This is a genomic window from Fulvivirga kasyanovii (assembly GCF_009711405.1).
GTDB lineage: Bacteria > Bacteroidota > Bacteroidia > Cytophagales > Cyclobacteriaceae > Fulvivirga > Fulvivirga kasyanovii.
On record NZ_SMLW01000582.1, the window covers coordinates 1 to 23,108 of the forward strand.

Genomic DNA, 23,108 nt, shown 5'->3' on the forward strand with positions numbered 1-23,108 from the left:
TTTCAGCGATATTAAGAGAGCAACTTTCCGGTGCTAAGACCGAAGCCGAGCTCGAAGAAGTAGGTACGGTACTAGAAGTAGGTGACGGTGTTGCCCGTATCTATGGTTTGTCAAAAGCACAATCAGGTGAACTTCTAGAGTTTGAAAATGGCCTGAGAGCATTGGTACTTAACCTTGAAGAAGACAATGTTGGTGCTGTACTCTTGGGAGATTACAAAGATATTAAAGAAGGAGACACTGTTAAGAGAACAGGAAGGATTGCTTCTATTAACGTAGGTGACGGTATGGTAGGCCGGGTAGTGGATACTCTGGGTAACCCTATCGACGGTAAAGGCCCTATCGAAGGAGAAACGTTCGAGATGCCTTTGGAGCGTAAAGCTCCCGGTGTAATTTACAGACAGCCGGTAAATGAGCCTTTACAGACTGGTATCAAAGCTATTGACTCGATGATCCCGATCGGTAGAGGACAAAGGGAGTTGATCATTGGTGACCGTCAGACAGGTAAAACTGCTGTGGCCATTGATACCATTATCAACCAAAAAGAATTCTACGAAAGAGGTGAGCCTGTATTCTGTATCTATGTTGCTGTAGGTCAGAAGGCATCAACCGTTGCGGGTGTTGTTTCCGCTTTAGAGAAAGCCGGCGCCATGGATTATAGTGTTGTAGTTTCTGCATCTGCTGCCGATCCTGCACCTATGCAATTCTTTGCTCCGTTTACCGGTGCTGCTATTGGTGAGTTCTTTAGAGATACTGGTAGACCTGCACTCGTAATTTATGACGACTTGTCAAAGCAGGCTGTTGCTTACCGTGAGGTTTCCCTTCTTCTAAGAAGACCTCCGGGTCGTGAGGCTTATCCTGGAGATGTATTCTACTTACACTCAAGGTTGTTGGAAAGAGCTGCTAAGATTAGTCAGAACGATAGTATTGCACAGGCAATGAACGATCTGCCGGAATCCCTTAAAGGAAGAGTAAAAGGAGGAGGTTCATTGACGGCACTTCCTATCATTGAAACTCAGGCTGGTGACGTTTCGGCTTATATTCCTACCAACGTTATTTCAATTACTGACGGACAGATATTCCTGGAAACTAACCTTTTCAACTCTGGTATCAGGCCTGCAATTAACGTAGGTATCTCTGTATCAAGAGTAGGTGGTAGTGCACAGATCAAGTCAATGAAGAAGGTAGCAGGTACCTTAAAACTTGACCAGGCGCAGTTCCGTGAACTTGAGGCATTTGCGAAATTCGGATCTGACCTTGACGCAGCAACCAAACTTACTATCGAGAGAGGTAGAAGAAACCTTGAGATTCTTAAGCAAGCTCAATATTCGCCCGTTCCTGTTGAAGAGCAAGTGGCTATTATCTACGTATCTACAAAAGGTATGATTGATGATGTGCCTGTAGATAAGGTAAGGGAATTTGAGCGTAACTTCCTTGACATGCTAAGAAATAAGCATAAGGATGTGCTTGATTCGCTAAGAGCTGGAAAGCTTGAAGACAGCACTACTGATACCCTGGCTAAAGTGGCTAAGGATCTTGCAAAAGAATACGCTCACTAATAAAATATAAAAGAATTGCCAGGTCGGGTAAAACTGATCTGGCAATACTAAAACTTGATTCGACAAAATGGCGAATTTAAAAGAGGTAAAAGGAAGAATTCAGTCTGTTACATCTACTCAGCAGATCACCAAGGCCATGAAGATGGTGGCGGCGGCTAAGCTGAGAAGAGCTCAGGACAACATTACTCAAATGAGGCCTTATGCTGAAAAGCTGACCACGATGCTTCAAAACCTTTCGTCTCAGGGAGGTGAAAGCGAAGAGAGCCAGTTTTCGGAAGTAAGAGCTATTGAGAAGGTGCTTATCATGGTGGTAACATCTGATAAGGGGTTGTGTGGAGCTTTTAACAGTAACGTTTTTAAAGCGGTTAACAGACATATCAAAGAGAATTATCAGGCTCAGTTCAACAAGGGTAATGTTACTATACTGGCTATTGGTAAAAAGGCTCGTGATTATTTTGTAAAAAGAGATTATAATGTAATTACTGATTACTGGGATATGTTCTCTCCCGTGTCTTTCGAGAAAAGTGTGGAAGCTTCTGAGTATGCTATGGAGCGTTTCGTAGAAGGCAAATACGACAGGGTGGATCTCGTTTACAACGAATTTAAGAACGTAGCTACTCAAATCATGAGGGTAGAGCAATACTTACCTGTGCTTCCTCCCGAAAAAAGTGGAGATAATAAGTATCAGGTGGATTATATTTACCAGCCTTCAAGAGAGGAGATCGTAAAAGATCTGATCCCTAAATCATTGAAGATACAGGTTTATAAAGCTATACTGGACAGTAATGCTGCAGAACATGGAGCCAGGATGACAGCGATGGATCAGGCAACCGATAATGCAGGAGAGCTTTTGAAAGAGCTGAGATTGACATACAACAGAACGCGTCAGGCAGCTATTACCAAGGAGATCCTTGAGATTGTAGCAGGTGCTGAGGCCCTCGGTTAATATGAATACAATATAGATTTTATAAGAGCGAATCGTAACAGGTTCGCTCTTTTCATTTTATCCCCACTTAGCTAATTGTACAGATACTTCAATATATTAAGTCTTGATGTAGTTGCAGGGGTCTGTGTCTGCTCCACGTTTCTGGGCGATTTTTTAGGAGTAAACCTACACTGGGGTACAGTGCTACTATTGGGCATGTGCGTATGGCTGATTTATACTTTTGATCACCTGAACGATGCCAGAAATATTCCTCATGAAGCCAGTACGGAAAGGCACCGGTTTCATCAAAGGAATTTCAATGTGCTTACCATGGTTTGTGTAATGATACTTCTGATAGCTGCATTTTTCGTATTTATTATTCCTCTTCAAACTTTGGTATGGGGAGTGGCATTATCATGTTTGGTGTTAGGGTATTTTCTGCTGCTCTACTTGTTAAAACTTAAGTCCTCTTATCATAAAGAAATTACGATTGCTGTTTTATATGCGGGTGGTGTCTTACTTCCGGCTGTGAGTATTTCCGATGGTACAGATACTTTTCAAGTGATTGTGGTGTTTATTCAATTTGCAATGCTGGCGTTCACAAACCTGGTCGCATTTGCCATCTATGAAACGGATTCCGATGAAAGAGATTATTCACCATCGCTGGTGCGCATACTCGGTGTTGACCGTGCAATTGTGCTGCTCAAGCTTATAGTTGTTTTCCAAATCCTGTTATGCCTGGCACTCCTGGGTATAAACCACTTTTTCGTTCTGGAATTAGTTTTGCTCTTAATGGTTATTTTATTGGGTAGTATCGTATTCTACAGACAGTTTTTCGCTAAGGCCTCACTATATCGTTTGGTCGGAGATGCAGTTTTCGTTCTACCGCTTTTCGTATTACTGGTTTAAGTAACGGCATACTTTACAATGGCGAGCAATTTCAATTCCGTGGCATTTATTTATGATTCACTGGCCGGAATGGTGTTTGGGAAATCTATTCAAAAGGCCCAGTCTGTTTGGTTGGATTCCATACCTGATGATGGTAAAGTGTTAATTCTGGGTGGGGGAACCGGCTTTATTCTTGAAGAATTGGACAGACTGGAGCTACCGCTAAAGGTGACTTATATCGAGCCGTCATCCGCCATGATGAGCCGCGCCAGGAAAAGATTGCCCTTCAAATTTATAGAGGTAGATTTTATACAGGATACTCACCGGGCTGCCTTTGGCATGGATAGGTTTGATGTAGTGATGACCAACTTTTTTCTTGATGTTTTTACACAGGATGAGCTAGGCAAAGTTGTACAACAGATATCCTCATTGGTTGATAAAGACGGCGTGTGGCTGTTGACAGATTTTGTCAAGACAGGGATATGGTGGCAGAATGCCCTGATTAAGCTTATGTACCTCTTCTTTAAAGTTACAGCGGGTCTGGAGGGGAATCGGCTGTTTAATTTTGAAGCGTATCTGTCAGAAGAGGGTTATAGGGCGGTAAAACAAAAATATTTTTATTTCGGTATGATTAGGAGCGACGTGTATAAGAGAACGGAATCCTAATTAATTATAGGTATTTGCTGCCTTCTCTTATACTCAGGCTAGCTAGCCGGTTATTTTGAATAAATTTCCTTACCCACTCGGGGTTTGTCTTAGAGTATTCTCTCAAGGCCCAGCCAATTGCCTTTTGAATAAAAAATTCCTTAGAAGCCATATGGGGTAAAATGGTTTCAGCCAATAGCTCCGTATTGGTCTCCTCTTTATATTTTAATTGGAAAAGAATAGCTGACCGGTTTAACCAAAAGTCATCTGAACGCTGCCATTTAGGAATAAAGAGATCAATTTTTTCGGCATAGAGCCTGAAATATTTTCCGGCAAGATTGGCAGCCGTCAGGTCAACAGTATCCCACCACTGTTTATGGGTCAGCATATATTCTAAGGTGAGTATGTGATCTTCATTCGCCTTTTTTGCCAGTTTTTCACATATATCCATTGCCGTTAGTTGTAATTCTCGTTCTGGTGCTTCCCATAGTTCAACAACTATCTGGTGTAAATCCGAAATAGGCGGAAGTCCATGGCTCTTTAAAAAGCCTCGTGTAAGCTCACGGCGGAGGGGAGTCTGGATGCCGAAAAACTCAAAGTTTCCACGAAGGTATTGCTTCATGACTAAGGCCTTTGATTTATCAGCGTACGGTTTAAAGTAGTCTCTTAACTGATGGGCATATGTCATTTCACAAATGGGTTTTTGATGCCATTGTTAAGCCTGTAAAGTGTTTCGGTTAGTCTTTTGTTTCTGGTATCTTCGCGTTTTGCAGAGGAAATCCATTGTGCATATTCTTTTCGGTTCGTATAAGACAAGCTGTCGTAAAATACTTTGGCCTCTGTGTTTTGCTTTAAAAGCTCTGCTAACTCTACCGGTAGGTCTATTTTTCGTTCTGTTTGGTCTTCTTCCACCGTTACCAGAACCTTGTCCCCTATACTCTTGCCGATAGCGCTTCTTATATCCTTTTTTACGATGAGAATAGGGCCACTACCCATATTAGCTATAGACCCCTGATAAGGTTGCCCGTCAAAAGTGGCTTTTACTTTCACCTGGCCTTTTGTGCCAAAAGTTTTCTCCATGTCAAAAGGTATTTGTACCCATGCGCCACCGGAGTTATTGGTTGCGCCTTGTATGATTACCTCAAAGGTTTGTGTTTTCGCCTGAGTACTCGTTTTTACTAGTGCAGCGGGTTTAAACCTGAGGGCAGACCAGGTATCGTTGATGCTGATTTGCGATACTGGCCGGTAACCCAGGGTAGTGAATACATCCCACCCGCGATCCCTGGTAATATCAGTTTTTATGATCGAACTTTTTTTGGGATAAGCTACCCAAAAGACTGTATCGGGGGTGCATACTTTGATAGCATCAGGGACTTTGAGGGCGATATCTGCCTGAACTTGTACAAAAACAATTATTAATTCATAACTAGACGATTTTACCGTGCTGTCGTGAGGAATATCAATATCTACCTCATTGGGCAAATCGAGAATGAGTGTTTGTGCATTTTGCTGGTACTTCAGCTTTTTAGTTAGTTCAGACATAATTTGAAGGTCAAGAATATAAACTCAGCCATTTAATTGGACATAAGTTTTGTTTTTACCTGTACACCGGCGTGTAAAGTTTTGTGTACCGGGCACTTATTGGCAATCTCGATCAACCTTTCTTTTTGTTCATCGGTCAGGTCTCCAAAGAGTTCTATCTCCCGGGTCACCTGGTCGAGCTTTGCATTTTCATCATCACAATTTTCACAGTCTTGCTCGTGCACTTTGCTATGTTGGAGGTGAACCCGTACCTCATCCAATGGCCACTTCTTTCGATCTGCATACATGCGGAGAGTCATGCCGGTGCATGCTCCCAGTCCGGCAACTAACAGATCGTAAGGGGTGGGGCCAAGGTTTTTGCCACCAACCGAAGTAGGCTCATCTGCCAGTAATGGATGATCGCCGGCCTGTATTTGTGTAGTGTACCCGTCGTCGCCTGTTCTGCAAACTACTTGCTTATCGGTGGATAGAGGTTCCTCTACGCTTAGGTCAATGTATCTGGCAGCCCATGTAGCAATTACGTTTCCGGTATAAACAGAATCTTCTTTTTTGGATATCAGATGATCAGCACCATCGAGTGTAATAAAGCTCTTGGGGTGTCGGGCATTTTCGTATATTTTCTGAGCGTTGTCAATACTAACAATGTTATCCTGGGGGGAATGCATAATCAACAAAGCTTTTTTTAACTGGCCGATACCTTTGTCGAGGTCTGCCTCCTGCAGGTCATTCAACAACTGTTCTTTTACCCTGAAATCTCGTCCTCCAATGGACACAGTGGCTTCTCCTTTTGCTTTGATCTCCTCAATGCTTTCTATAAAGAGCTTTTTCAAATGCTGGGGGTTTGCAGGTGCCCCGATAGTGATAACAGCCTTTACACTTGCCATTGCCGGAGCTGATGCCAGTGCTGCCGCCCCGCCAAGGGAGTGACCTATAAGTATTTTAGGTGCTTCATAATGGTTTGATAAATATTCTGCGGCAGCTACCAGATCGCTGATATTTGAAGAAAAGTTGGTTTCGGAAAATTCACCTTCACTTTCGCCGAGGCCTGTAAAGTCAAATCTCAAAACAGCAATTTTGTTTATAGTCAGCGCCCTGCTGATATTTACTACTGCAGAGAGGTTTTTTGAGCAGGTAAAGCAATGTGCAAATATGGCGTAAGCTGCTGGTTTGCCACTTACCGGTAATTCGATACGTGCAGAAAGTTGCTGGCCCCTGGCATTTTCAAAGTGTACTTGTTTGGAATTCATATCAACGATGCATTTTACCATTAATTTACAAAATATGGCTTCGCAACGATGTCAGTATGCTTACAAATTCTTGCGAGAAGTGCAATTTTATTACAAGCACATGGAATCTACTTAGGAAAACATTATCTTGCGGAGTTGACTGGTTGTCTTTACAATGATTATGAATGAATTAAACACTGATCGTTTATTGCTAAATGAATTCATAGAGGGGAATGCCGAAGCGATCTTTATATTTGATAACAACTTTCGTGTGGTGGCTTGGAACAGGCGGTGTTATGAGTTGTTAGGTGTTAAAAAAGAAATAGCCATAAGTAAAGAACTGGGTAGCATTGCCCCTGTTTTTGATGATGCATATTTTAAAATGCTGGCTCAGAAGGCAATGGCTGCCAAGCCGTCTGTAGCAAAAAAAAGCTACACAATTTCCAATAAAATATCTTCAACATATGTAGTGCCCAGCTTTTCGCCTGTTAGCCTTTCAGAAGTTGACGGTAATGGCTGCATGGTTATCCTCAGGGAAACTGAATTATCGGAGCGACCGAGCAAATTCAAGCCTCTGATAGCGGAATCGCCAATTGCTACGGCAATTTACCGGCCAGATGGCACGCCTAAATATTTCAACAAGGCCTATAGTAACCTTTGGGGTGCTACCAAGGGCATGAGTGATGTGGTAATTAAGTATTACAATATTTTTGAGGATGAGCAACTTGAAGAGCTTGGCCTTACGCCATTTCTTGAAAAGGCCTTCTCAGGAGAAGCTACGGAAATACCACCTTTTGCCTATAACCCTTATGATACTGCTTCTATCCGCCGGCTTGGCCTGAGGCAACCCAAATATGTAAAGGGACATGTTTTCCCAACCAAGGATGAGTTTGGCGAGGTTGAAGAGGTCGTAATGGTGCTTTCGGATATAACCTTTCAGAAGCAAGCTGAGGAAATACTGACGGATACACACCTTAAGTTTCAAATGTTAACGCTTGGGCTGCCAGGGGTGATTTATGAATTTGAAGAGCAGGCAGACAGTTCGGCCAGATTTAAATACATAAGCCAGGGGTGTAATGAGATGTTTGGGTTTTCACCTGAGGAGATTATGAAAGATGCAAGCCTGCTTAATAAACTGATCCACCCGGATGATCTGGAAGGTTTTTTAAGTACATCCGGTGACTCCGGCAGTGAGTGGCAGTGGGAAGGTCGCATTCTTGTGGAAGGCAGAGAACGATGGATTGAGGGTAAATCAAGCCCTACCAGGCAAAAGGATGGAAGCATTATCCGTTATGGATTGCTACTGGATATCACGGAGAAAAAGGAGGTAGAAAAGAGGTATAAAATATCTGAAGAGCGCTTACAGCTTGCTCTGCAAGGTGCTGAGCTAGGCCTTTGGGAGTGGGATTTGAAAGACAAGAAAACCATTTTTAACAAAGCGTGGGCTGCTAAATATGGCTATGACCACCATGAACTGGAGTTGCAGTTTGATGACTGGGGAAAACTCATACACCCGGAGGACCTTCCTTTTGTTAAGGCAAAATTGACAGAGCACCTTAAAGGTGAAACGGAATATTTTGAGGCAGAATATCGTTTCAGGACTAAAGGAGGAAGTTACCGGTGGATACTGGACAAAGGAAGAGCCGTGCAGAGAGATGAAAACGGCAAAGTAACCAAGGCCTCAGGGACTTATCTTGATATTAATGAAAAGAAAAGTTCTCAACTATTGATCCAGCGCAATGAGCAGTTGTTTACTCAATTGTTTGAAAACTCCCCACTGGGTATAGTTCTGCTTGACGAGAAGCACAGGGTGATCCAGATGAACCAGGGCTTCAAAGATATGTTTGGTTATTCGGCAAAAGATATCATTGGCAATCAACTCAACAATATTTTGGTGCCGCAAGACCTTCACCAGGAAGCTATAGATATAAACTTACTCACAGTAAGTGGAAAAGTAGGTATGCTGGAATCGCATCGTACTCACAAAAATGGCAACCTCGTACCTGTGATTATTTATGGCGTGCCCGTTACCCTGGATAACAAAACCATCGGTATTTATGGTATTTATGTAGACATATCTGCCAGAACAAAGGCCGAAAATGAGTTGCAGGTCAGGAATAATGAACTTGATAATTTTGTCTACAAAGTTTCGCATGATCTTCGCGCCCCGTTGTCTTCCATATTGGGACTTGTAAACTTAGCCCAGCATCAGGACAACGATGACGACCTGCTACAGTATATTGGACTTATAGAAAACCGGGTCAAGCAGTTGGATCATTTTATCAATGATGTACTTAGCCACTCCAAAAACCTGAAACTGGCTATTACGGTGGATCCCATTAATTTTGAGAAGGTAGTGGAGAATTGTTTTACGGACTTAAGCTATCTGCCTAATGCCCACAAGGTTAACATAAAAACCAACATCTCCTCCATGACCTTCTATAGTGACCGGTGGCGTATAAACGAGATATTCAGAAACCTGATCTCAAATGCGATTAAGTACCTCAACCCGGATATAGACAATCCGTATGTGAAGATTGATATAAAGGTTACTGAAAAATTGGCACACATTAAGTTTAAGGACAACGGCATAGGTATAGAAAAGAACACCTTGCCGAAAGTGTTTGAAATGTTCTACCGTGCTACCGAATATTCGGAAGGCTCAGGTATAGGACTCTATATTGTCAAAAATGCCATCGAAAAACTCGGAGGTAAAATCAGAGTAGAGAGCAAACCCCAGATAGGAACCTCTTTCGATATCATCATTCCCAACTGTAAAGAAGCATGGTTAGAGCGCGAAAATGAGAAATAATCTCTTATTATTGCGAAATGATGAAGATTGTTGAGGTAAACTCTAAACCGCTAGCTAAAAAATTTGTCCAGTTTCCGGTAAAGCTTTATAAAAATGAGCCCAATTGGATAAGGCCATTGGACAAGGATATAGAAACTGTTTTTGATCCGGAGAAGAATAAAACCTTCCGACATGGGGAATGTATCCGCTGGATACTGGAGAACGAAAAAGGTGAAACCATAGGCCGCGTAGCTGCCTTCATCAATAAAAAAACGGTGGATAAGGGTAATGACCAGCCTACCGGAGGTATGGGCTTTTTCGAGTGTATCAATGATAAAGAAGCAGCATTCAAGCTTTTTGATCAGTGTAAAACATGGTTGGAGAGCAAAGGAATGGAGGCCATGGATGGTCCTGTCAACTTTGGAGAGCGCGATAAATGGTGGGGCCTTTTGGTAGATGGGTATAACATTGAGCCTAATTACTGTTGTAACTACAACCTGCCTTATTACAAGGATCTATTTGAAGCTTATGGTTTTCAGGATTATTTTCAGCAATATACTTTTGGTCGCAAAGTAAGGGCACCTTTTTCTGCCAAGCTGATGGAGAAGGCGGAAAAGGTTATGAAAGAGCCTGGTTATACTTTCAGGCATATGGAGCTTAGCAAAATTGATAAATACACTGAGGATTTCAGGACTGTATACAACAAAGCCTGGGCCAGGCACAAAGGTGTAGCCGAGTTGTCTTCACTGATGGCTAAAAACCTGATCAAGCAGATGAAGCCTATCATTGATGAGAAGATTATCTGGTATGGCTATTATAATGAAGAGCCTGTAGCTTTTTATATCAATCTTCCGGAGGTAAACCAAATATTTAAGCACGTCAACGGAAAGCTTGACCTGATCGGCAAGCTCAAATTTTTATACCACAAATGGACAAAGAGCTGCAATAAAATGCTCGGACTTGTATTCGGTATAGTTCCGGAGCATCAGGGGAAAGGGCTTGAGGGAGCACTTGTAATGGCCACCGCTCAAATGGTGCAAAAGGACTACCAGCGATATGATGATCTTGAGATGAACTGGATCGGAGATTTTAATCCCAAGATGATCAGGGTGGTGGAACAAGTAGGGGGCGATATCGTTAAAACCCATATAACCTATCGCAAATTGTTTGATGAAAGCAAGCCCTTCAAAAGATGCCCGATTCAATAAAGCCTTTATGAGCCTGTTCAACTATAGATCCAGGTTTTTTCTAAAGAACCTGATGAAAGGGCTTATGGCTCTGACTGTAATTGTTGTGTCTTACATCCTGCTCCAGAAGTATACGGCCGTTGATGCTTTTATGGACTATATAGGCCGATGGCCTTTGATAGTTTATACAGTTTTTATCTTTTCAGAAGTGGTTTTTGGTCTTATTCCTCCTGAACTCTTCATGATCTGGTCTATTAAAAATGGTGCGTTTGACATTTATGCACTTAATGTCGCCTTGCTGGCTTTGATTTCATATTTAGCCGGCGTATTAGGTTATTTTGTGGGAGCCAGGTTAAAAGACCTCGGTCCAGTCAGGAGTATCTTTCAGCGATATATCAAAAGGTATCAAAATGCATTAAACCGGTATGGAGGTTTTCTTATTATCGTTGCGGCTATCACACCAGTACCATTTTCTGCTATTTGCATGCTAATGGGTGCCACACGCTATAATTTTTACAGGTTCTTGCTCATTGCCTCCGTACGGTTCATCAGGTTTGCGGCATATTCGACCGTTATTTATCAGGCTAATATTTAAGCAAGTCACATTTAACCTTTACTTTTGCGCTTTGCTTTTTATAATGGCCTATGAACTCAATTAAAGGAAAAACCGGTGTTTTACTTATAAATCTTGGCACGCCTGACAGTCCTTCTGTAGGAAATGTTAGATCCTACCTTTCCCAGTTTTTGAATGATCCGCGCGTGATTGACATTCCCTGGCTACTCAGGAAAATGTTGGTCAACCTAATTATTGTGCCTTTCAGGGCTCCGAAATCAGCCAAGATCTATAAGGAGCTTTGGACAGATCAGGGGTCACCCTTGCTGTATTACAGCGAGAAAGTACAGAAGATGTTGGATAAAGAGCTGGGAGACGACTATTCGGTTCATTTGGCGATGAGGTATAAAAATCCAAGTATACCTTCGGTGTTGGAGGAAATGAAAAAGCGCAATTATCAAAAAATTGTAGTGGTCACTATGTTTCCGCAATATGCTTCGGCATCTACCGGGTCGGCCCTCGAAGCTGTCATGGATGAGATAAAAAAATGGTGGGTTATTCCCGATGTGAAGTTCATCAGCCAGTATTATGACCATCCGCTGTTTATTGAAGCTATTCTTGACCGTGCCGGTAAATACAATCTCGATGATTATGATCACATTTTATTCTCATACCACGGCCTGCCGGTAAGGCAGGTGGATAAAGTTTATGACAGCGGCGTATGCGAAGGGCATGATTGTGAGAGTGCTATCACTGAAGAAAACCAGTACTGCTACAAAGCCACCTGTTTTGCTACCACGCGTCTCCTGGCGGAGAAGCTGGGGATTGATGAAAGCAGGTATACAGTATGCTTCCAGTCACGCCTGGATAAAAACTGGCTGGAGCCTTTCTCTGATAAGGTAGTGGAACAAAAAGCAAAAGAAGGTGCAAAGAAACTGCTCGTTTTTTCACCCGCATTTACCGCCGATTGTCTCGAGACTATAATAGAAATAGGTGACGAATACCAGGAGATATTTGAAGAACACGGAGGTGAAAAGGTGCAGTTGGTAGAAAGCCTCAATGATCACCCGTTATGGGTAGAATGTTTGAAGGATTTAGTCCTGAACCGGTAAAACCTTAGGTGTCGCTCCTGTATAGTACTCAGTACACACCCATCAAATTGAGCGCAGCTTGTTTTGCTGCGCTTTTCCCACAGAGTAAGTAACATGAAGACCAAGCTGAACCAGTAGGGGAAAAATAAGCTTGTAACGCGAAGCTTATCAGTGAAACCAGTGATCTGCATCTATTGCTCCTTTGTCATAGTTTGGCAATTGCTTTTACCGACTATTATCAACAGGCGTTTATTGAGCGCAGATTTGAAATGTTGGTGTTTCCCTCAGAAGTTCAGTATATCTACATTTGCCTGTTATTTCTTTTTATAATTCTCAATCATGTCCTGTAAGATAGTGTTTGATGCCTCCAGTTTACCTTCCAGCTTATAATTTTCTTTCTTTAATTGATCAACTTCCTTTTTTAGCTCTTCATTTTCTTCGGTGAGCTGATCAATCTTCTCCAGAAGCTCATCAGTTTGCTGTACTTCAGCATCCGTAAATAACTGCAAGATGCTGATGTTAAGGATTTTGGAAAGCGGAGGAAGCAGGTCGGCTGGGGGCATGGCCTTGCCTGTTTCCCAGGAATATAATGCCTGAGGCGAATATTTACTACCTAGCATTTTATTCAGTTTGTCAATAAAGGTGGGGCGTTTTAGTCGTAATTCATTTCTATAGAAGGCAATTTTCTCTCCTATAATATTTTTATTCTTCACAATATAGAGTTTACTTTGTGTTTCAAATTATTTTAGACTAAATCTTAAATTTACAATGCAAATAAATTGCATAAAGTTTTGGTGGTGCAAGCCATTTGCGCTGTAAAAGTACGCAAAATCAGATATGTATAACAGTAATATTTATTATCCGTGCCTGGAGTTGCCCCCTCCTGTCCTTTGTTGCGGCACCTGTTTATAGCGTTTTCTGGTGCCATCGATTATCTGTTTTGTTGGTTTTCGGCAGGCTGGGCAAAGCCATTTTGTACTCCTTGTTTGAAAAGTTTAGCCTGATTTTTAAAAGCATTAAACACCTAAACACTTAATACATATGTACACGAATAACCTTACCTCTATCATAGCTGTCAATGGTGAGGAAAAGAATAACTCACGTTATGGTTAGGCTGGCAAAGGTCTAACCTGTACTTCCAAGCAACATGCAGTTGCACACTTATGAGCGCCCCAAGATGTATAATGAGTTATTTTAAAACTGCCATGAATTTTATTGAAAAAATTGAACGTCTTGACCTTAAGATACGCGAGGGCTCAACAGGTAATGCCGCGCAACTGGCTAAAAAACTGGGCACCTCTAAACGAAGTGTTTTTAACTACCTCAAATGGATGAAAGACAACGGGGCTCCTATTACCTATTCAAGAATTAGAAAAAGCTACATATACGAACATGACGTGGAGTTTGTAGCCACCTTTGTCAGTAGCACCTTGCGGCAAGAGACAGAGCAGGAGAAATGACGCATAGTGCATAGCTTAAATTTAACTGGTAAACTGAAAGTTTATTGCCTATAAGTATTTTGTGCTTTTGTCTGCTGTAGATTCGTGTAACAATAGTATCATTTTGAATTTACTTTGTCCAGAAACTCCGTTATGATTGCTATTCATAACCGGAGTAACCTCTGAAATCCTTCTTATACCTTTCATAAATTTCTTATTTTAGTATAATGGACGAAGAGAAAAAAAATGAAATGATGCGTGAGGCCATCAGGCTCTCTATTGAGAACGTGGAATCCGGGAACGGCGGCCCGTTTGGGGCTGTTGTTGTAAAAGATGGTAAGATAATAGCGCGAGGATCGAATCAGGTGACTTCTACCAATGACCCGACGGCTCATGCTGAAGTGGTTGCTATTCGCAAGGCCTGTGAAATCCTGGGCTCTTTTCAATTGGCCGGGTGTGAAATATATACAAGCTGTGAGCCTTGCCCGATGTGTCTGGGAGCTATCTATTGGGCACGTCCGGATAGAATATACTATGCTAATACCAAAAGCGATGCTGCTGAGATCAATTTTGATGATCAGTTTATTTACGAAGAGCTTGAAAGGCCCATATCAGAAAGAAAACTGTTTACAGAGCAAATGCTAAGGGATGAAGCTATCGTGGCTTTTCAGAAATGGTCTGAGAGTACTGATAAAATGGAATACTAAACTACAGCCATGGAGTTTATTCTAAATGACAAAGCGATAAGAACAGATAAGCCGGGAGGTATGACGCTCCTGGATTTTATTCGGTATGATAATCACCTTACCGGCACTAAAATTGGCTGCAGAGAGGGAGACTGCGGGGCGTGTACGGTTTTAGTGGGAGAGCTGTTAGAAGGTAGGATAAATTATAAGTCCATGACCTCCTGCATAACTCCGCTGGCCAATGTCAGAGGTAAACATGTGGTAACTATTGAAGGGCTCAACATGGAGGCCCTTAGTCCGGTGCAGCAAGCTTTTGTAGAAACCGGAGGAACACAATGCGGTTTTTGCACGGCGGGTTTCATTGTTTCGTTATCTGGATATTGTATGTCCGGAAAGGAGCCTGAATATAACGATGGGATCAGTGCTATTGACGGCAATATCTGTAGGTGTACCGGTTATAAATCTATTGAAAGGGCAACTGCACTGGTGATTGAGAAGTTAGCTGAAAAAGATGTAAATGATCCTGTTAGCTGGTTAGTGAATGAAAAGTTTATTCCTAAGTATTTCCTGGAAATCCCAAAGAAATTGATGGTCTTAAAATTGGCAAACCAGTCACCAAATGGGCATGAGGAAGGCTTGCCTAAGGTTGGTGGAGGTACCGACCTTTATGTGCAGCGGCCGGACGATATGGTTACCGGCAATGTGCATGCTTTTTATGATGTGCCAGCTTTAAACAATATTACACTCAAAGACGGCCAGTGCCGGCTAGGGGGAGAAGTAACGGTAAGTGATCTGATGGATTCGAAAGCCTTTAATCACCTTTTTCCGAATCTGAAGAAACACCTGAAGCTGGTATCATCGACCCAGATCAGGAATATGGGCACGATTGCCGGAAACTTTGTCAATGCATCTCCTATAGGTGACCTGACAATATTTTTTCTGGCCCTCGACAGTGTACTTACACTAAGTAAAACAGGAGGTGCTTCAAGAAAAGTTAGGCTACAGGAGTTTTACCTGGGCTATAAAAAGTTAGACCTGGGGCATGACGAAATTGTAGAGTTCATTGAATTCAGTTTGCTGGATGACACTACCTATTTCAATTTTGAAAAAGTAAGCAAGCGCAAATACCTGGATATTGCCAGTGTTAATACCGCCATACGTATCAAAGAAAATAATGGTAATATTGAGGCCATTCATGCCTCTGCAGGAGGAGTAGGTCCCACGCCTTTGTATTTAACCAAAACCTGTGCTTACCTGCAAGGCAAAGCATTGACACCGGAAAATATACGATCTGCTGTTGAATGTTTAAATGAAGATATTTCCCCCATCAGCGATGTGCGTGGAAGTAAAGATTATAAGGCCTTGCTATTAAGGCAATTATTCTTTGCTCACTTCATCGAATTATTCCCTGAAAAGTTTGAAATGGAGGTGTTGGTATGAAAAATATAGATTCAAAAGGCCATGTAAGAGGAGAGTCCATCTACCTTGATGATATCCCGGTGCGGGTGGGCACGCTTTACGGAGACATATTTGATGCACCCTGTGCTCATGGCAAAATAAAAAGAGTTGATTATTCAGAGGCAGAGCAATTGCCAGGGGTAGTAAAGATCCTGACGTTCAAAGATATACCCGGAGAGAACCAGATTGGAGGAATATTTCCTGATGAGCCGCTTTTTGCTGAGGATGAAGTCCATTTCTGGGGTATGCCCATCGCTTTAATTCTTGCCGAGACGGAATTCGTTGCCAGGCAGGCCAGAAAACTGATCAGGATTGATATTGATGAGCTGCCGCCCATTGTAGATCCCAGGGAGGCCAAAGCCAAAGGGAGCTTAATATTCCCACCCCGGACTTTTAAGCTTGGAGAGGTGGAGCAGGCCTGGGAGCAGTGCGATTATGTATTTGAAGGTTCAGCCGATTCTGAAGGACAAGAACACCTGTACATTGAAACGCAGGGCGCATATGCCTATCAGATGGAGAATGGCAATGTAAGGATTGCCTCATCCACCCAAGGTCCTACGGCCGTGCAAAGGACAGTGGCTAAAGTGCTGGGGATTCCCATGCATAAAGTAGAAGTGGATGTGACCCGGCTAGGCGGTGGCTTTGGTGGCAAAGAAGATCAGGCAACTGCGTGGGGAGTAATGGCTGCCCTGGCGGCTACACTGTTAAAAAAGCCTGTAAAAATAGTGCTTCACCGTATGGATGATATGCGCATGACAGGCAAAAGACATCCTTACAAGTCTGATTTTAAAATTGGCCTGAACAAAGACCTTAAAATATGCGCTTATGAAGTGGCCTTTTATCAAAATGCAGGAGCCGCGGCAGATCTTTCCCCGGCAGTAATGGAGCGCACGCTTTTTCATGCCACCAATAGTTATTACATCCCCAATGTTACTGCCACGGCGTATAGCTGCAAAACACACCTTCCTCCCAATACTGCATTCAGAGGTTTTGGTGGTCCGCAAGGTATGTTTGTTATTGAGTCTGCCATTGCCAAAGCTGCTAAAGAATTGGGAGTAGCAGCACATGAAATCCAGCAGCAGAATTTATTAAAAGACGGCGATGAATTTCCTTACGGGCAAATAGTGGAGCATGCTGAGGCCCACAGTACCTGGGCAAAGGTATGCGATAAATTTGATCTGGAAGCGCTTAAAGAAGAAATCGAAGCGTTTAATGCCAATCATAAGCACCTGAAAAAGGGCATGGCATTACAACCCGTTTGCTTCGGTATTTCATTTACAAATACCGCAATGAACAATGCCCGTGCCTTGGTGCATATTTATAGCGATGGAAGTGTGGGTGTCAGTACCGGAGCCGTGGAAATGGGCCAGGGGGTGAATACTAAAATGCTGCAGGTAGCTGCCAATGCTTTTTCGATTGATCCGTGTAAAGTAAAGCTGGAAACTACCAATACCACCAGAGTAGCCAATACTTCCCCTTCTGCAGCAAGTTCAACTGCCGACCTGAATGGCAAGGCACTTCAAATAGCTTGCGATAAGCTTCTGGAAAGATTAAAGCAGACGGCTGCCAAAGTGTTGAAAACGGATGTTGCCCATATTTCACTTCACGATGACAGGGTTTATTGCAAAAGTGAACCGTCAGAGCTCAGTTGGGAACAACTCGTGCAAGCGGCATTTTTAGACCGGGTTTGCCTGACGGAAAACGGTCATTATGCCACGCCAGTAATCCACTTTGATAAAACCAAAGAGAAAGGCCATCCCTTTGCTTACCATGTTTATGGAACCGCCATATTCGTTGTAACGGTTGATTGCATTAGAGGTACTTATGAGTTTGATGCCGTGAAGCTTGTTCATGATTTTGGTAAAAGCATGAATGAAAGTATAGACTTAGGTCAGATTGAAGGCGGGCTGGTGCAGGGAATAGGGTGGATGACCATGGAGGAGCTGAAGTATAGCAAAGAAGGAAAATTGCTTTCGAATGCCCTGTCAACCTATAAAATACCGGACATTTATTCCGTGCCTAAAGAAATACAAGTGGAGGCATTGGAAAGTGATGGTCATGAAATGGCTATTAAGAAATCCAAGGCTGTAGGTGAGCCACCACTGATGTATGGCTTGGGAGCTTACTTTGCTATTCAGAATGCTGTTAAGGTCTACAACCCAGATTATCAGTTGAAGTTCGATGCACCATTTACGCCTGAGAAAGTGCTTACTGCACTATACGAAAGAACCAATGTATCTGTCCCTGGAGTATAAAAGGTCAAATATCATACGGGGAGGCCTGATCTACTGCACGGGTGACACCATTGCCGCATTATTGCTCAATGAGTTCAGTATCACCAGGTTGCTCATGATGGTAGCTGTGGGAGCTACTTTATATGCATTGGAGATTCCAAATTATTTCAAATGGATAGATAGCAAGGCAGCGACCTATAAAGGAGTAAGGAAAAGTATGGTGAAAACATTGCTGGCACTGCTATATTTTAACCCGCTATGGATAGCTCGGCACCTGTTCTTCATCAAAATATCGATGATGCCCTGGCAACAGATCTCTTTCTATGTACTGATCAATATTGCCTTTTACTCCTTTTTGGTGAATATCCCGATCTCATTCATAGCCAACTATCTGATTCAAAATAAAATAAACCTCAGGTGGAGGTTTATGGCGAGTGCTATATTCTCAGCCTTAATGGCTATTTACTATGCTATGAGTACAGTCTGGTTTAACTGATGGATTTCTGGCATCGTACATATCACCTGTTAACAGAACACAAAAAAGCTGTACTGCTTTATGTGCTTGACAGTACCGGTAGCAGCCCCGGCCGTCAGGGCTTCAAAATGATCGTTGGCCCCGGAGGTGAGATGGCTGGCTCAATCGGTGGCGGCATTATGGAACACAAGCTGGTAGAGCTGTCAAGATCACTGCTGCAGGACGATAATGATCCTTTTGAACCCTTTATTAAACACCAGGTACATCGGGCAGAGGCACGTGACAAATCAGGAATGATATGTTCGGGAGAGCAAACCATAGCTTTTTACTACCTGCACGAAGGTGATGTCGGGTGGATAGAGCAACTTCTGAATGGCTTTGAGGAAAATGAGAAAGGAGTACTTCTATTGACTGAGCAAGGAGCAGAATTTTCATCAGGGCAAATGTTGACCGGTCAGTATGATTACATGTTTAATAGTGAAACCCAATGGAGTTATAAGGAGCAAATTGGCTTTAAAAACACTGTCTACATCATTGGAGGGGGACATGTTGGACTTGCGTTGTCCCGGTTGATGAGAAACCTGGGGTTTTATGTAATAGTGATGGATGACCGGGAAGATTTAAATACGGTGGAGCAAAACGAGCATGCACATAAAGCAGCGATTGTTGATTACCATCAAATCGAAAACCATATACCGGAGGGAGAGGATATCTACGTGGTCATAGCCAGCTTTGGATACAGAACGGACAAAATAGTACTAAAGCGTTTGATAGATAAAAAATTTAAATACCTGGGCATGATGGGTAGTGAAGAAAAGGTAAGGACACTGTATCAAGAGCTAAGGAAAGAAGGTGTAACCGAGAAGCAGTTGGCAAATGTTCGTTCTCCCATCGGAGTGCAGATCAAAAGCAAAACCCCGGATGAAATAGCGGTTAGCATTGCCGCAGAGATAATTGGGGTTAAGAATGGGGCAGGATAACCGAATCTGTTTAATCAGCATCATGCCATAATTAATTATATACTCATTCACTTATTCCCACATACTCCTGCACGAATTCAGGGCATTTTGGTTCTCCCTGATAAAATTCCGGGGGCCTTTTTTGAGTTATTGCCCACCGGTGCAGCCAGGTGATGCCACCTTTGCCTGCATACTTGTCCTCACTTTGGTAAGCTTCATCCTTCAAAGCCTCTCCCAATGAGATAAACTCGTAGCCTTCTGCTTTAAAGAGATCAAGAAGTTTGGAGAGGTAATCGGCATTTAGCAGGTTATCATGTATAAGCAGGATCTGAGGAATGTTTCTTTCAAACATTTTATCGGAGATTAGCTCATAGTACTTCGTTTTTTCAACCATGTATGACAGGTAGCTTTCTGCAACTTTCTTTTTCATGGCCTCGTCCGCTGCTGCCGCAGCTTTTCGGTAAGCGCTGGCAAAAATATATTCTGAGTTATCAATAGTAACAGGAGCTTCGATGTAGCCGTTGCTTTGCAGATAGCTGGCTAGGGAATCGACTTTTTCGGGAGTATCTCCCCGGTGGAGAAAAGGATGTCGGAAATATTGCATCCGCTGGCCATAGTTGGTCAGGATGCTCTTGGTTATCCGTTCTCCTTTTTTTATTTCACTAAAAAACTCTCGTGCCGTCAGTCGGTTATAATCAAAATGCGAGTAAGTGTGATTGCCTAGCTCCAGCCCTTTGCTGGCCCAAAGATCAATATTCTTTACCTCGGGGTCAGAAAGCCTGCCATCAACGAACAGCTTGGACTCATTGACAAAACCAATGGCCGGTACCTTATAATCTACAAGTTGGCGGACTATATTTTCATTGATGTAAATGTGCTGAAGTGTGTCTTCCTTGTTGGTTATATAAGGCAGGTCATCAACTGTAATCACCATTTGTTTGGAGCCTTGCCCCCATACAGAGACAGTCACCAATGCACAACATATAACAGAAAGGAAGTTTTTAAGCATATCAGGCCTCAACTTGTTTGTAAAATTCTGACAGCTTCTCTACCGTGTAGTCAATTTCCTCAGGCTTGTTGTATTTGCTAAAGGAAAACCTTACTGCTCCACGTGTGGGATCTGCTTTAATACCTGTAAGTACGTGCGAACCTGTGCTCGCCCCACTTGAACAGGCACTACCTCCAGATGCTGATATTCCATTGATGTCCAATGTAAACAACAGCATGTCATTGTCATTTGATTGAGGCAGGCAAACATTTAATACGGTATAAAGGCTTCTTTCTGCATCTGCAGAGTCACCATTAAATCCTACACCTTCGATGCTTTCTTTGAGTCTGGCTATCATTCTGTCTTTCAAGCCCTGGATATATTTCTGGTGGTCTTCCATGTCGCGATAGGCAATTTCCAAAGCCTTGGCCAGGCCTATGATGCCATACACGTTTTCTGTACCTCCGCGCATGTTCCTTTCCTGTGCACCACCATGTATATATGGGGTGATCTTGCTATCTTTTCTTACGTATAAAAAGCCTGCTCCTTTAGGGCCGTGGAATTTATGGGCTGCTCCTGTAATACTTTGAATATCCAATGCCTTTAAGTCATGCTTGTAGTGACCAACAGTCTGTACCGTATCCGAATGGAAAATAGCGTCATACCTACGACAGATTGAGCTGATCAGATCCAGGTCATTGATATTACCGATTTCATTGTTGGCATGCATGAGCGATACCATGGAACGCGGATTGTTTTTAAGCAACTCTTCCAGGTGGTCCGGGATAATATGACCCTTTTCGTCAAGCTCAACGTAACTCAGCTTTATTTTTCCCTGCTTTTCGAGGTTTTCCATGGTGTGTAATACGGCATGGTGCTCAATTCGGGAGGTGACAGCATGAGTTAGACCGTAAGACTCTACACCACAGCAGATGATGGTGTTATCAGCTTCCGTACCTCCTGAAGTGAAAAATATCTCACCTGTAGAGGCATTAAGAAGTTCTGCTACCTGCTTTCTGGCGTATTCAATGGCTGATCTCACTTTTCTTCCATGCGAGTGGATGGATGAGGGATTGCCATAGTTTTCGGTTAGAAAAGGCTTCATAGCCTCAAACACTTCCGGATCCAGAGGAGTAGTGGCAGCGTTGTCAAGATAAACGTTCATAAGGCTTTTATACTTTAGCGGTAATGATGTCTTTTATATCTGAGATCAGCTTGTTGGCCAGGTGTTCGGCTGTAGCTTCGGAATCAGACTCTGAATAGATCCTGATTATAGGTTCAGTGTTTGATTTTCTCAGGTGTACCCATTCATTACCAAACTCAATTTTAACACCATCAATAGTGTTAACTTTTTGAGAAGAGTATTTTTTCTGTATCTCCTTCAATATATCATCAACATTGATTTCAGGAGTAAGTTCAATTTTGTTTTTGGAAATATGGAAGTTAGGGTATGATGCCCTTAGCCGTGAAGCCCTTTTGTCAGATTTTGCAAGGTGCGACAGGAAAAGTGCGATACCTACCAGAGCGTCGCGGCCGTAGTGTAGCTCAGGATAAATGATACCACCGTTGCCTTCACCGCCGATTACAGCCTTGGTCTTTTTCATCTCCGTAACCACATTGACTTCTCCCACGGCAGCCGCGCTGTAAGAGCCTCCTTTTTTCTCAGTAACTAATTTTAAGGCTACGGAAGAAGACAAGTTGGAGACCGTGTTACCTGTGGTATTGGAAAGTACGTAATCCGCAACGGCTACGAGCGTGTACTCCTCACCAAACGGGTTTCCATCTTCCTGAATAAGGGCCAGACGATCTACATCAGGGTCCACAACAATACCTAAATCAAATTTTCCTTTTTCAATTTCCCTGCAAATATGGTTCAGGTTTTCAGGAAGAGGCTCAGGGTTATGCGGGAAGTGGCCTGTTGGCTCACAGTAAAACTCTTGTATGTGCTCCACGCCCAGTGCCTTAAGTAATCGAGGTACTGAAATTCCTCCTGTTGAGTTTACACAGTCTATGGCAATTTTAAAATTCTTCGCTTTGATAGCTTCAACATCAACAAGTGGCAGCGCCAGTATCTTATCAATATGTTTATCAATATAGGAGTCGTCCTTTTTATAAGAGCCCAGTGCTAAAACCTCAGCAAATTTGTAGTTATCCTTTTCAGCAATTTTAAGTACCTCAGCACCATCTTCTGCTGAAATAAATTCGCCTTTATCGTTTAACAATTTTAGGGCGTTCCATTGAACAGGATTGTGGCTTGCCGTTAAAATGATACCGCCAGCAGCATCTTCATCAGGCACTGCTATCTCCACTGTTGGAGTGGTTGATAACCCAAGGTCTACCACATCCAATCCTAATCCAATAAGGGTATTTGTAACCAGGTTGCTTGCCATTTCTCCTGAAATACGCGCATCCCTGCCAATAACAATTTTTGATTTCCCCGTCTTCTTTTGCGCCCACGTACCAAA

General features: G+C 42.7%; 21 protein-coding genes. 14 read left to right on the forward strand and 7 right to left on the reverse strand.

Features of this window, described 5'->3' with window-relative positions; translation table 11 throughout:
• From atpA to E1163_RS16045, 4 genes are all read left to right on the forward strand, one after another.
• Window positions 1-1,556 (forward strand): F0F1 ATP synthase subunit alpha (gene atpA, locus E1163_RS16030; RefSeq protein WP_155173469.1); only part of this gene is annotated, 1,556 nt, incomplete at its 5' end.
• Between the two features lie 67 nt (window positions 1,557-1,623).
• Complete coding sequence (atpG, locus tag E1163_RS16035; RefSeq protein WP_155173470.1) at window positions 1,624-2,502, forward strand: ATP synthase F1 subunit gamma; 879 nt, start codon at window positions 1,624-1,626, stop codon at window positions 2,500-2,502.
• A gap of 75 nt (window positions 2,503-2,577) precedes the next feature.
• Window positions 2,578-3,390, forward strand: coding sequence for a hypothetical protein (locus E1163_RS16040; protein WP_155173471.1), 813 nt, complete (start codon window positions 2,578-2,580; stop codon window positions 3,388-3,390).
• A gap of 18 nt (window positions 3,391-3,408) precedes the next feature.
• Window positions 3,409-4,035 (forward strand): class I SAM-dependent methyltransferase, encoded by a 627-nt coding sequence (locus E1163_RS16045; protein ID WP_155173472.1) that lies wholly within the window; start codon window positions 3,409-3,411, stop codon window positions 4,033-4,035.
• Between the two features lie 4 nt (window positions 4,036-4,039).
• On the opposite strand, the gene E1163_RS16050 is transcribed toward E1163_RS16045, so the two are convergent.
• The 3 genes from E1163_RS16050 to E1163_RS16060 are packed head-to-tail and all read right to left on the reverse strand — an operon-like array spanning window position 4,040 to window position 6,803.
• A complete protein-coding gene (locus tag E1163_RS16050; RefSeq protein WP_155173473.1) occupies window positions 4,040-4,702 on the reverse strand; it encodes a DNA alkylation repair protein in 663 nt (220 codons plus the stop codon).
• Window positions 4,699-5,556: a YdeI/OmpD-associated family protein gene (locus tag E1163_RS16055; RefSeq protein ID WP_155173474.1), complete on the reverse strand. Its 858-nt coding sequence runs from the start codon at window positions 5,554-5,556 to the stop codon at window positions 4,699-4,701. The genes E1163_RS16050 and E1163_RS16055 overlap by 4 nt, the downstream gene beginning before the upstream one ends.
• A 32-nt stretch (window positions 5,557-5,588) precedes the next feature.
• Window positions 5,589-6,803: a bifunctional alpha/beta hydrolase/OsmC family protein gene (locus tag E1163_RS16060; RefSeq protein WP_155173475.1), complete on the reverse strand. Its 1,215-nt coding sequence runs from the start codon at window positions 6,801-6,803 to the stop codon at window positions 5,589-5,591.
• A gap of 160 nt (window positions 6,804-6,963) precedes the next feature.
• On the opposite strand from E1163_RS16060, the gene E1163_RS16065 reads away from it, so the two are divergent.
• From E1163_RS16065 to hemH, 4 genes are read left to right on the forward strand one after another with little or no spacing between them, the layout of a single operon-like run.
• On the forward strand, window positions 6,964-9,594 hold the full coding sequence (locus E1163_RS16065) for a PAS domain S-box protein (protein WP_185156108.1): 2,631 nt from the start codon (window positions 6,964-6,966) through the stop codon (window positions 9,592-9,594).
• 20 nt (window positions 9,595-9,614) lie between these two features.
• Window positions 9,615-10,781, forward strand: coding sequence for a hypothetical protein (locus E1163_RS16070; protein WP_185156110.1), 1,167 nt, complete (start codon window positions 9,615-9,617; stop codon window positions 10,779-10,781).
• Window positions 10,744-11,355, forward strand: a complete 612-nt coding sequence (locus E1163_RS16075; protein WP_155173478.1) for a VTT domain-containing protein — start codon at window positions 10,744-10,746, stop codon at window positions 11,353-11,355. The genes E1163_RS16070 and E1163_RS16075 overlap by 38 nt, the downstream gene beginning before the upstream one ends.
• Before the next feature lie 50 nt (window positions 11,356-11,405).
• Window positions 11,406-12,425, forward strand: a complete 1,020-nt coding sequence (gene hemH / locus E1163_RS16080; protein ID WP_155173479.1) for a ferrochelatase — start codon at window positions 11,406-11,408, stop codon at window positions 12,423-12,425.
• A 293-nt stretch (window positions 12,426-12,718) separates the two neighbouring features.
• Here hemH and E1163_RS16085 read toward each other — a convergent pair whose 3' ends face one another.
• A complete protein-coding gene (locus E1163_RS16085; protein WP_155173480.1) occupies window positions 12,719-13,117 on the reverse strand; it encodes a bZIP transcription factor in 399 nt (132 codons plus the stop codon).
• Window positions 13,118-13,609: 492 nt separating this feature from the next.
• Here E1163_RS16085 and E1163_RS16090 point away from each other — a divergent pair, with 492 nt between their 5' ends.
• The 6 genes from E1163_RS16090 to E1163_RS16115 all read left to right on the forward strand — a co-directional run bounded on the left by E1163_RS16090 (window position 13,610) and on the right by E1163_RS16115 (window position 19,676).
• Window positions 13,610-13,864: an HTH domain-containing protein gene (locus E1163_RS16090; RefSeq protein WP_155173481.1), complete on the forward strand. Its 255-nt coding sequence runs from the start codon at window positions 13,610-13,612 to the stop codon at window positions 13,862-13,864.
• Between the two features lie 206 nt (window positions 13,865-14,070).
• Window positions 14,071-14,550, forward strand: a complete 480-nt coding sequence (locus E1163_RS16095; RefSeq protein ID WP_221418012.1) for a nucleoside deaminase — start codon at window positions 14,071-14,073, stop codon at window positions 14,548-14,550.
• A gap of 9 nt (window positions 14,551-14,559) precedes the next feature.
• Complete coding sequence (locus E1163_RS16100; protein ID WP_155173482.1) at window positions 14,560-15,969, forward strand: FAD binding domain-containing protein; 1,410 nt, start codon at window positions 14,560-14,562, stop codon at window positions 15,967-15,969.
• Window positions 15,966-18,242, forward strand: coding sequence for a xanthine dehydrogenase molybdopterin binding subunit (locus tag E1163_RS16105; protein ID WP_155173483.1), 2,277 nt, complete (start codon window positions 15,966-15,968; stop codon window positions 18,240-18,242). Before E1163_RS16100 ends, E1163_RS16105 begins: the two co-directional genes overlap by 4 nt.
• Window positions 18,220-18,717, forward strand: coding sequence for a hypothetical protein (locus E1163_RS16110; RefSeq protein WP_155173484.1), 498 nt, complete (start codon window positions 18,220-18,222; stop codon window positions 18,715-18,717). Before E1163_RS16105 ends, E1163_RS16110 begins: the two co-directional genes overlap by 23 nt.
• Window positions 18,717-19,676, forward strand: coding sequence for an XdhC family protein (locus E1163_RS16115; RefSeq protein WP_155173485.1), 960 nt, complete (start codon window positions 18,717-18,719; stop codon window positions 19,674-19,676). Before E1163_RS16110 ends, E1163_RS16115 begins: the two co-directional genes overlap by 1 nt.
• A 43-nt stretch (window positions 19,677-19,719) precedes the next feature.
• Here the strand turns inward: E1163_RS16115 and E1163_RS16120 are convergent, their stop codons facing one another.
• From E1163_RS16120 to glmM, 3 genes are all read right to left on the reverse strand, one after another.
• Entirely contained in the window at window positions 19,720-20,664 is a 945-nt protein-coding gene (locus E1163_RS16120; protein WP_155173486.1) for a polysaccharide deacetylase family protein, read from the reverse strand.
• Between the two features lies 1 nt (window position 20,665).
• Window positions 20,666-21,808, reverse strand: a complete 1,143-nt coding sequence (locus tag E1163_RS16125) for a cysteine desulfurase family protein (protein ID WP_155173487.1) — start codon at window positions 21,806-21,808, stop codon at window positions 20,666-20,668.
• Window positions 21,809-21,815: 7 nt separating this feature from the next.
• The coding region (gene glmM, locus E1163_RS16130) for a phosphoglucosamine mutase (RefSeq protein WP_155173488.1) at window positions 21,816-23,108 on the reverse strand (1,293 nt) is incomplete at its 5' end.

What these genes read in the sequence shown, in the direction of transcription:
- E1163_RS16065 (WP_185156108.1), top strand. Translation starts at nt 6,964, where the DNA reads ATGAATGAATTAAACACTGATCGTTTATTGCTAAATGAATTCATAGAG.
- E1163_RS16060 (WP_155173475.1), bottom strand. Translation starts at nt 6,803, where the DNA reads ATGAATTCCAAACAAGTACACTTTGAAAATGCCAGGGGCCAGCAACTT.
- E1163_RS16045 (WP_155173472.1), top strand. Translation starts at nt 3,409, where the DNA reads ATGGCGAGCAATTTCAATTCCGTGGCATTTATTTATGATTCACTGGCC.
- E1163_RS16100 (WP_155173482.1), top strand. Translation starts at nt 14,560, where the DNA reads ATGGAGTTTATTCTAAATGACAAAGCGATAAGAACAGATAAGCCGGGA.
- E1163_RS16105 (WP_155173483.1), top strand. Translation starts at nt 15,966, where the DNA reads ATGAAAAATATAGATTCAAAAGGCCATGTAAGAGGAGAGTCCATCTAC.
- E1163_RS16125 (WP_155173487.1), bottom strand. Translation starts at nt 21,808, where the DNA reads ATGAACGTTTATCTTGACAACGCTGCCACTACTCCTCTGGATCCGGAA.
- E1163_RS16050 (WP_155173473.1), bottom strand. Translation starts at nt 4,702, where the DNA reads ATGACATATGCCCATCAGTTAAGAGACTACTTTAAACCGTACGCTGAT.
- hemH (WP_155173479.1), top strand. Translation starts at nt 11,406, where the DNA reads ATGAACTCAATTAAAGGAAAAACCGGTGTTTTACTTATAAATCTTGGC.
- E1163_RS16110 (WP_155173484.1), top strand. Translation starts at nt 18,220, where the DNA reads ATGTATCTGTCCCTGGAGTATAAAAGGTCAAATATCATACGGGGAGGC.
- E1163_RS16075 (WP_155173478.1), top strand. Translation starts at nt 10,744, where the DNA reads ATGAAAGCAAGCCCTTCAAAAGATGCCCGATTCAATAAAGCCTTTATG.
- atpG (WP_155173470.1), top strand. Translation starts at nt 1,624, where the DNA reads ATGGCGAATTTAAAAGAGGTAAAAGGAAGAATTCAGTCTGTTACATCT.
- E1163_RS16055 (WP_155173474.1), bottom strand. Translation starts at nt 5,556, where the DNA reads ATGTCTGAACTAACTAAAAAGCTGAAGTACCAGCAAAATGCACAAACA.
- E1163_RS16095 (WP_221418012.1), top strand. Translation starts at nt 14,071, where the DNA reads ATGGACGAAGAGAAAAAAAATGAAATGATGCGTGAGGCCATCAGGCTC.
- E1163_RS16090 (WP_155173481.1), top strand. Translation starts at nt 13,610, where the DNA reads ATGAATTTTATTGAAAAAATTGAACGTCTTGACCTTAAGATACGCGAG.
- E1163_RS16070 (WP_185156110.1), top strand. Translation starts at nt 9,615, where the DNA reads ATGAAGATTGTTGAGGTAAACTCTAAACCGCTAGCTAAAAAATTTGTC.
- E1163_RS16120 (WP_155173486.1), bottom strand. Translation starts at nt 20,664, where the DNA reads ATGCTTAAAAACTTCCTTTCTGTTATATGTTGTGCATTGGTGACTGTC.
- E1163_RS16115 (WP_155173485.1), top strand. Translation starts at nt 18,717, where the DNA reads ATGGATTTCTGGCATCGTACATATCACCTGTTAACAGAACACAAAAAA.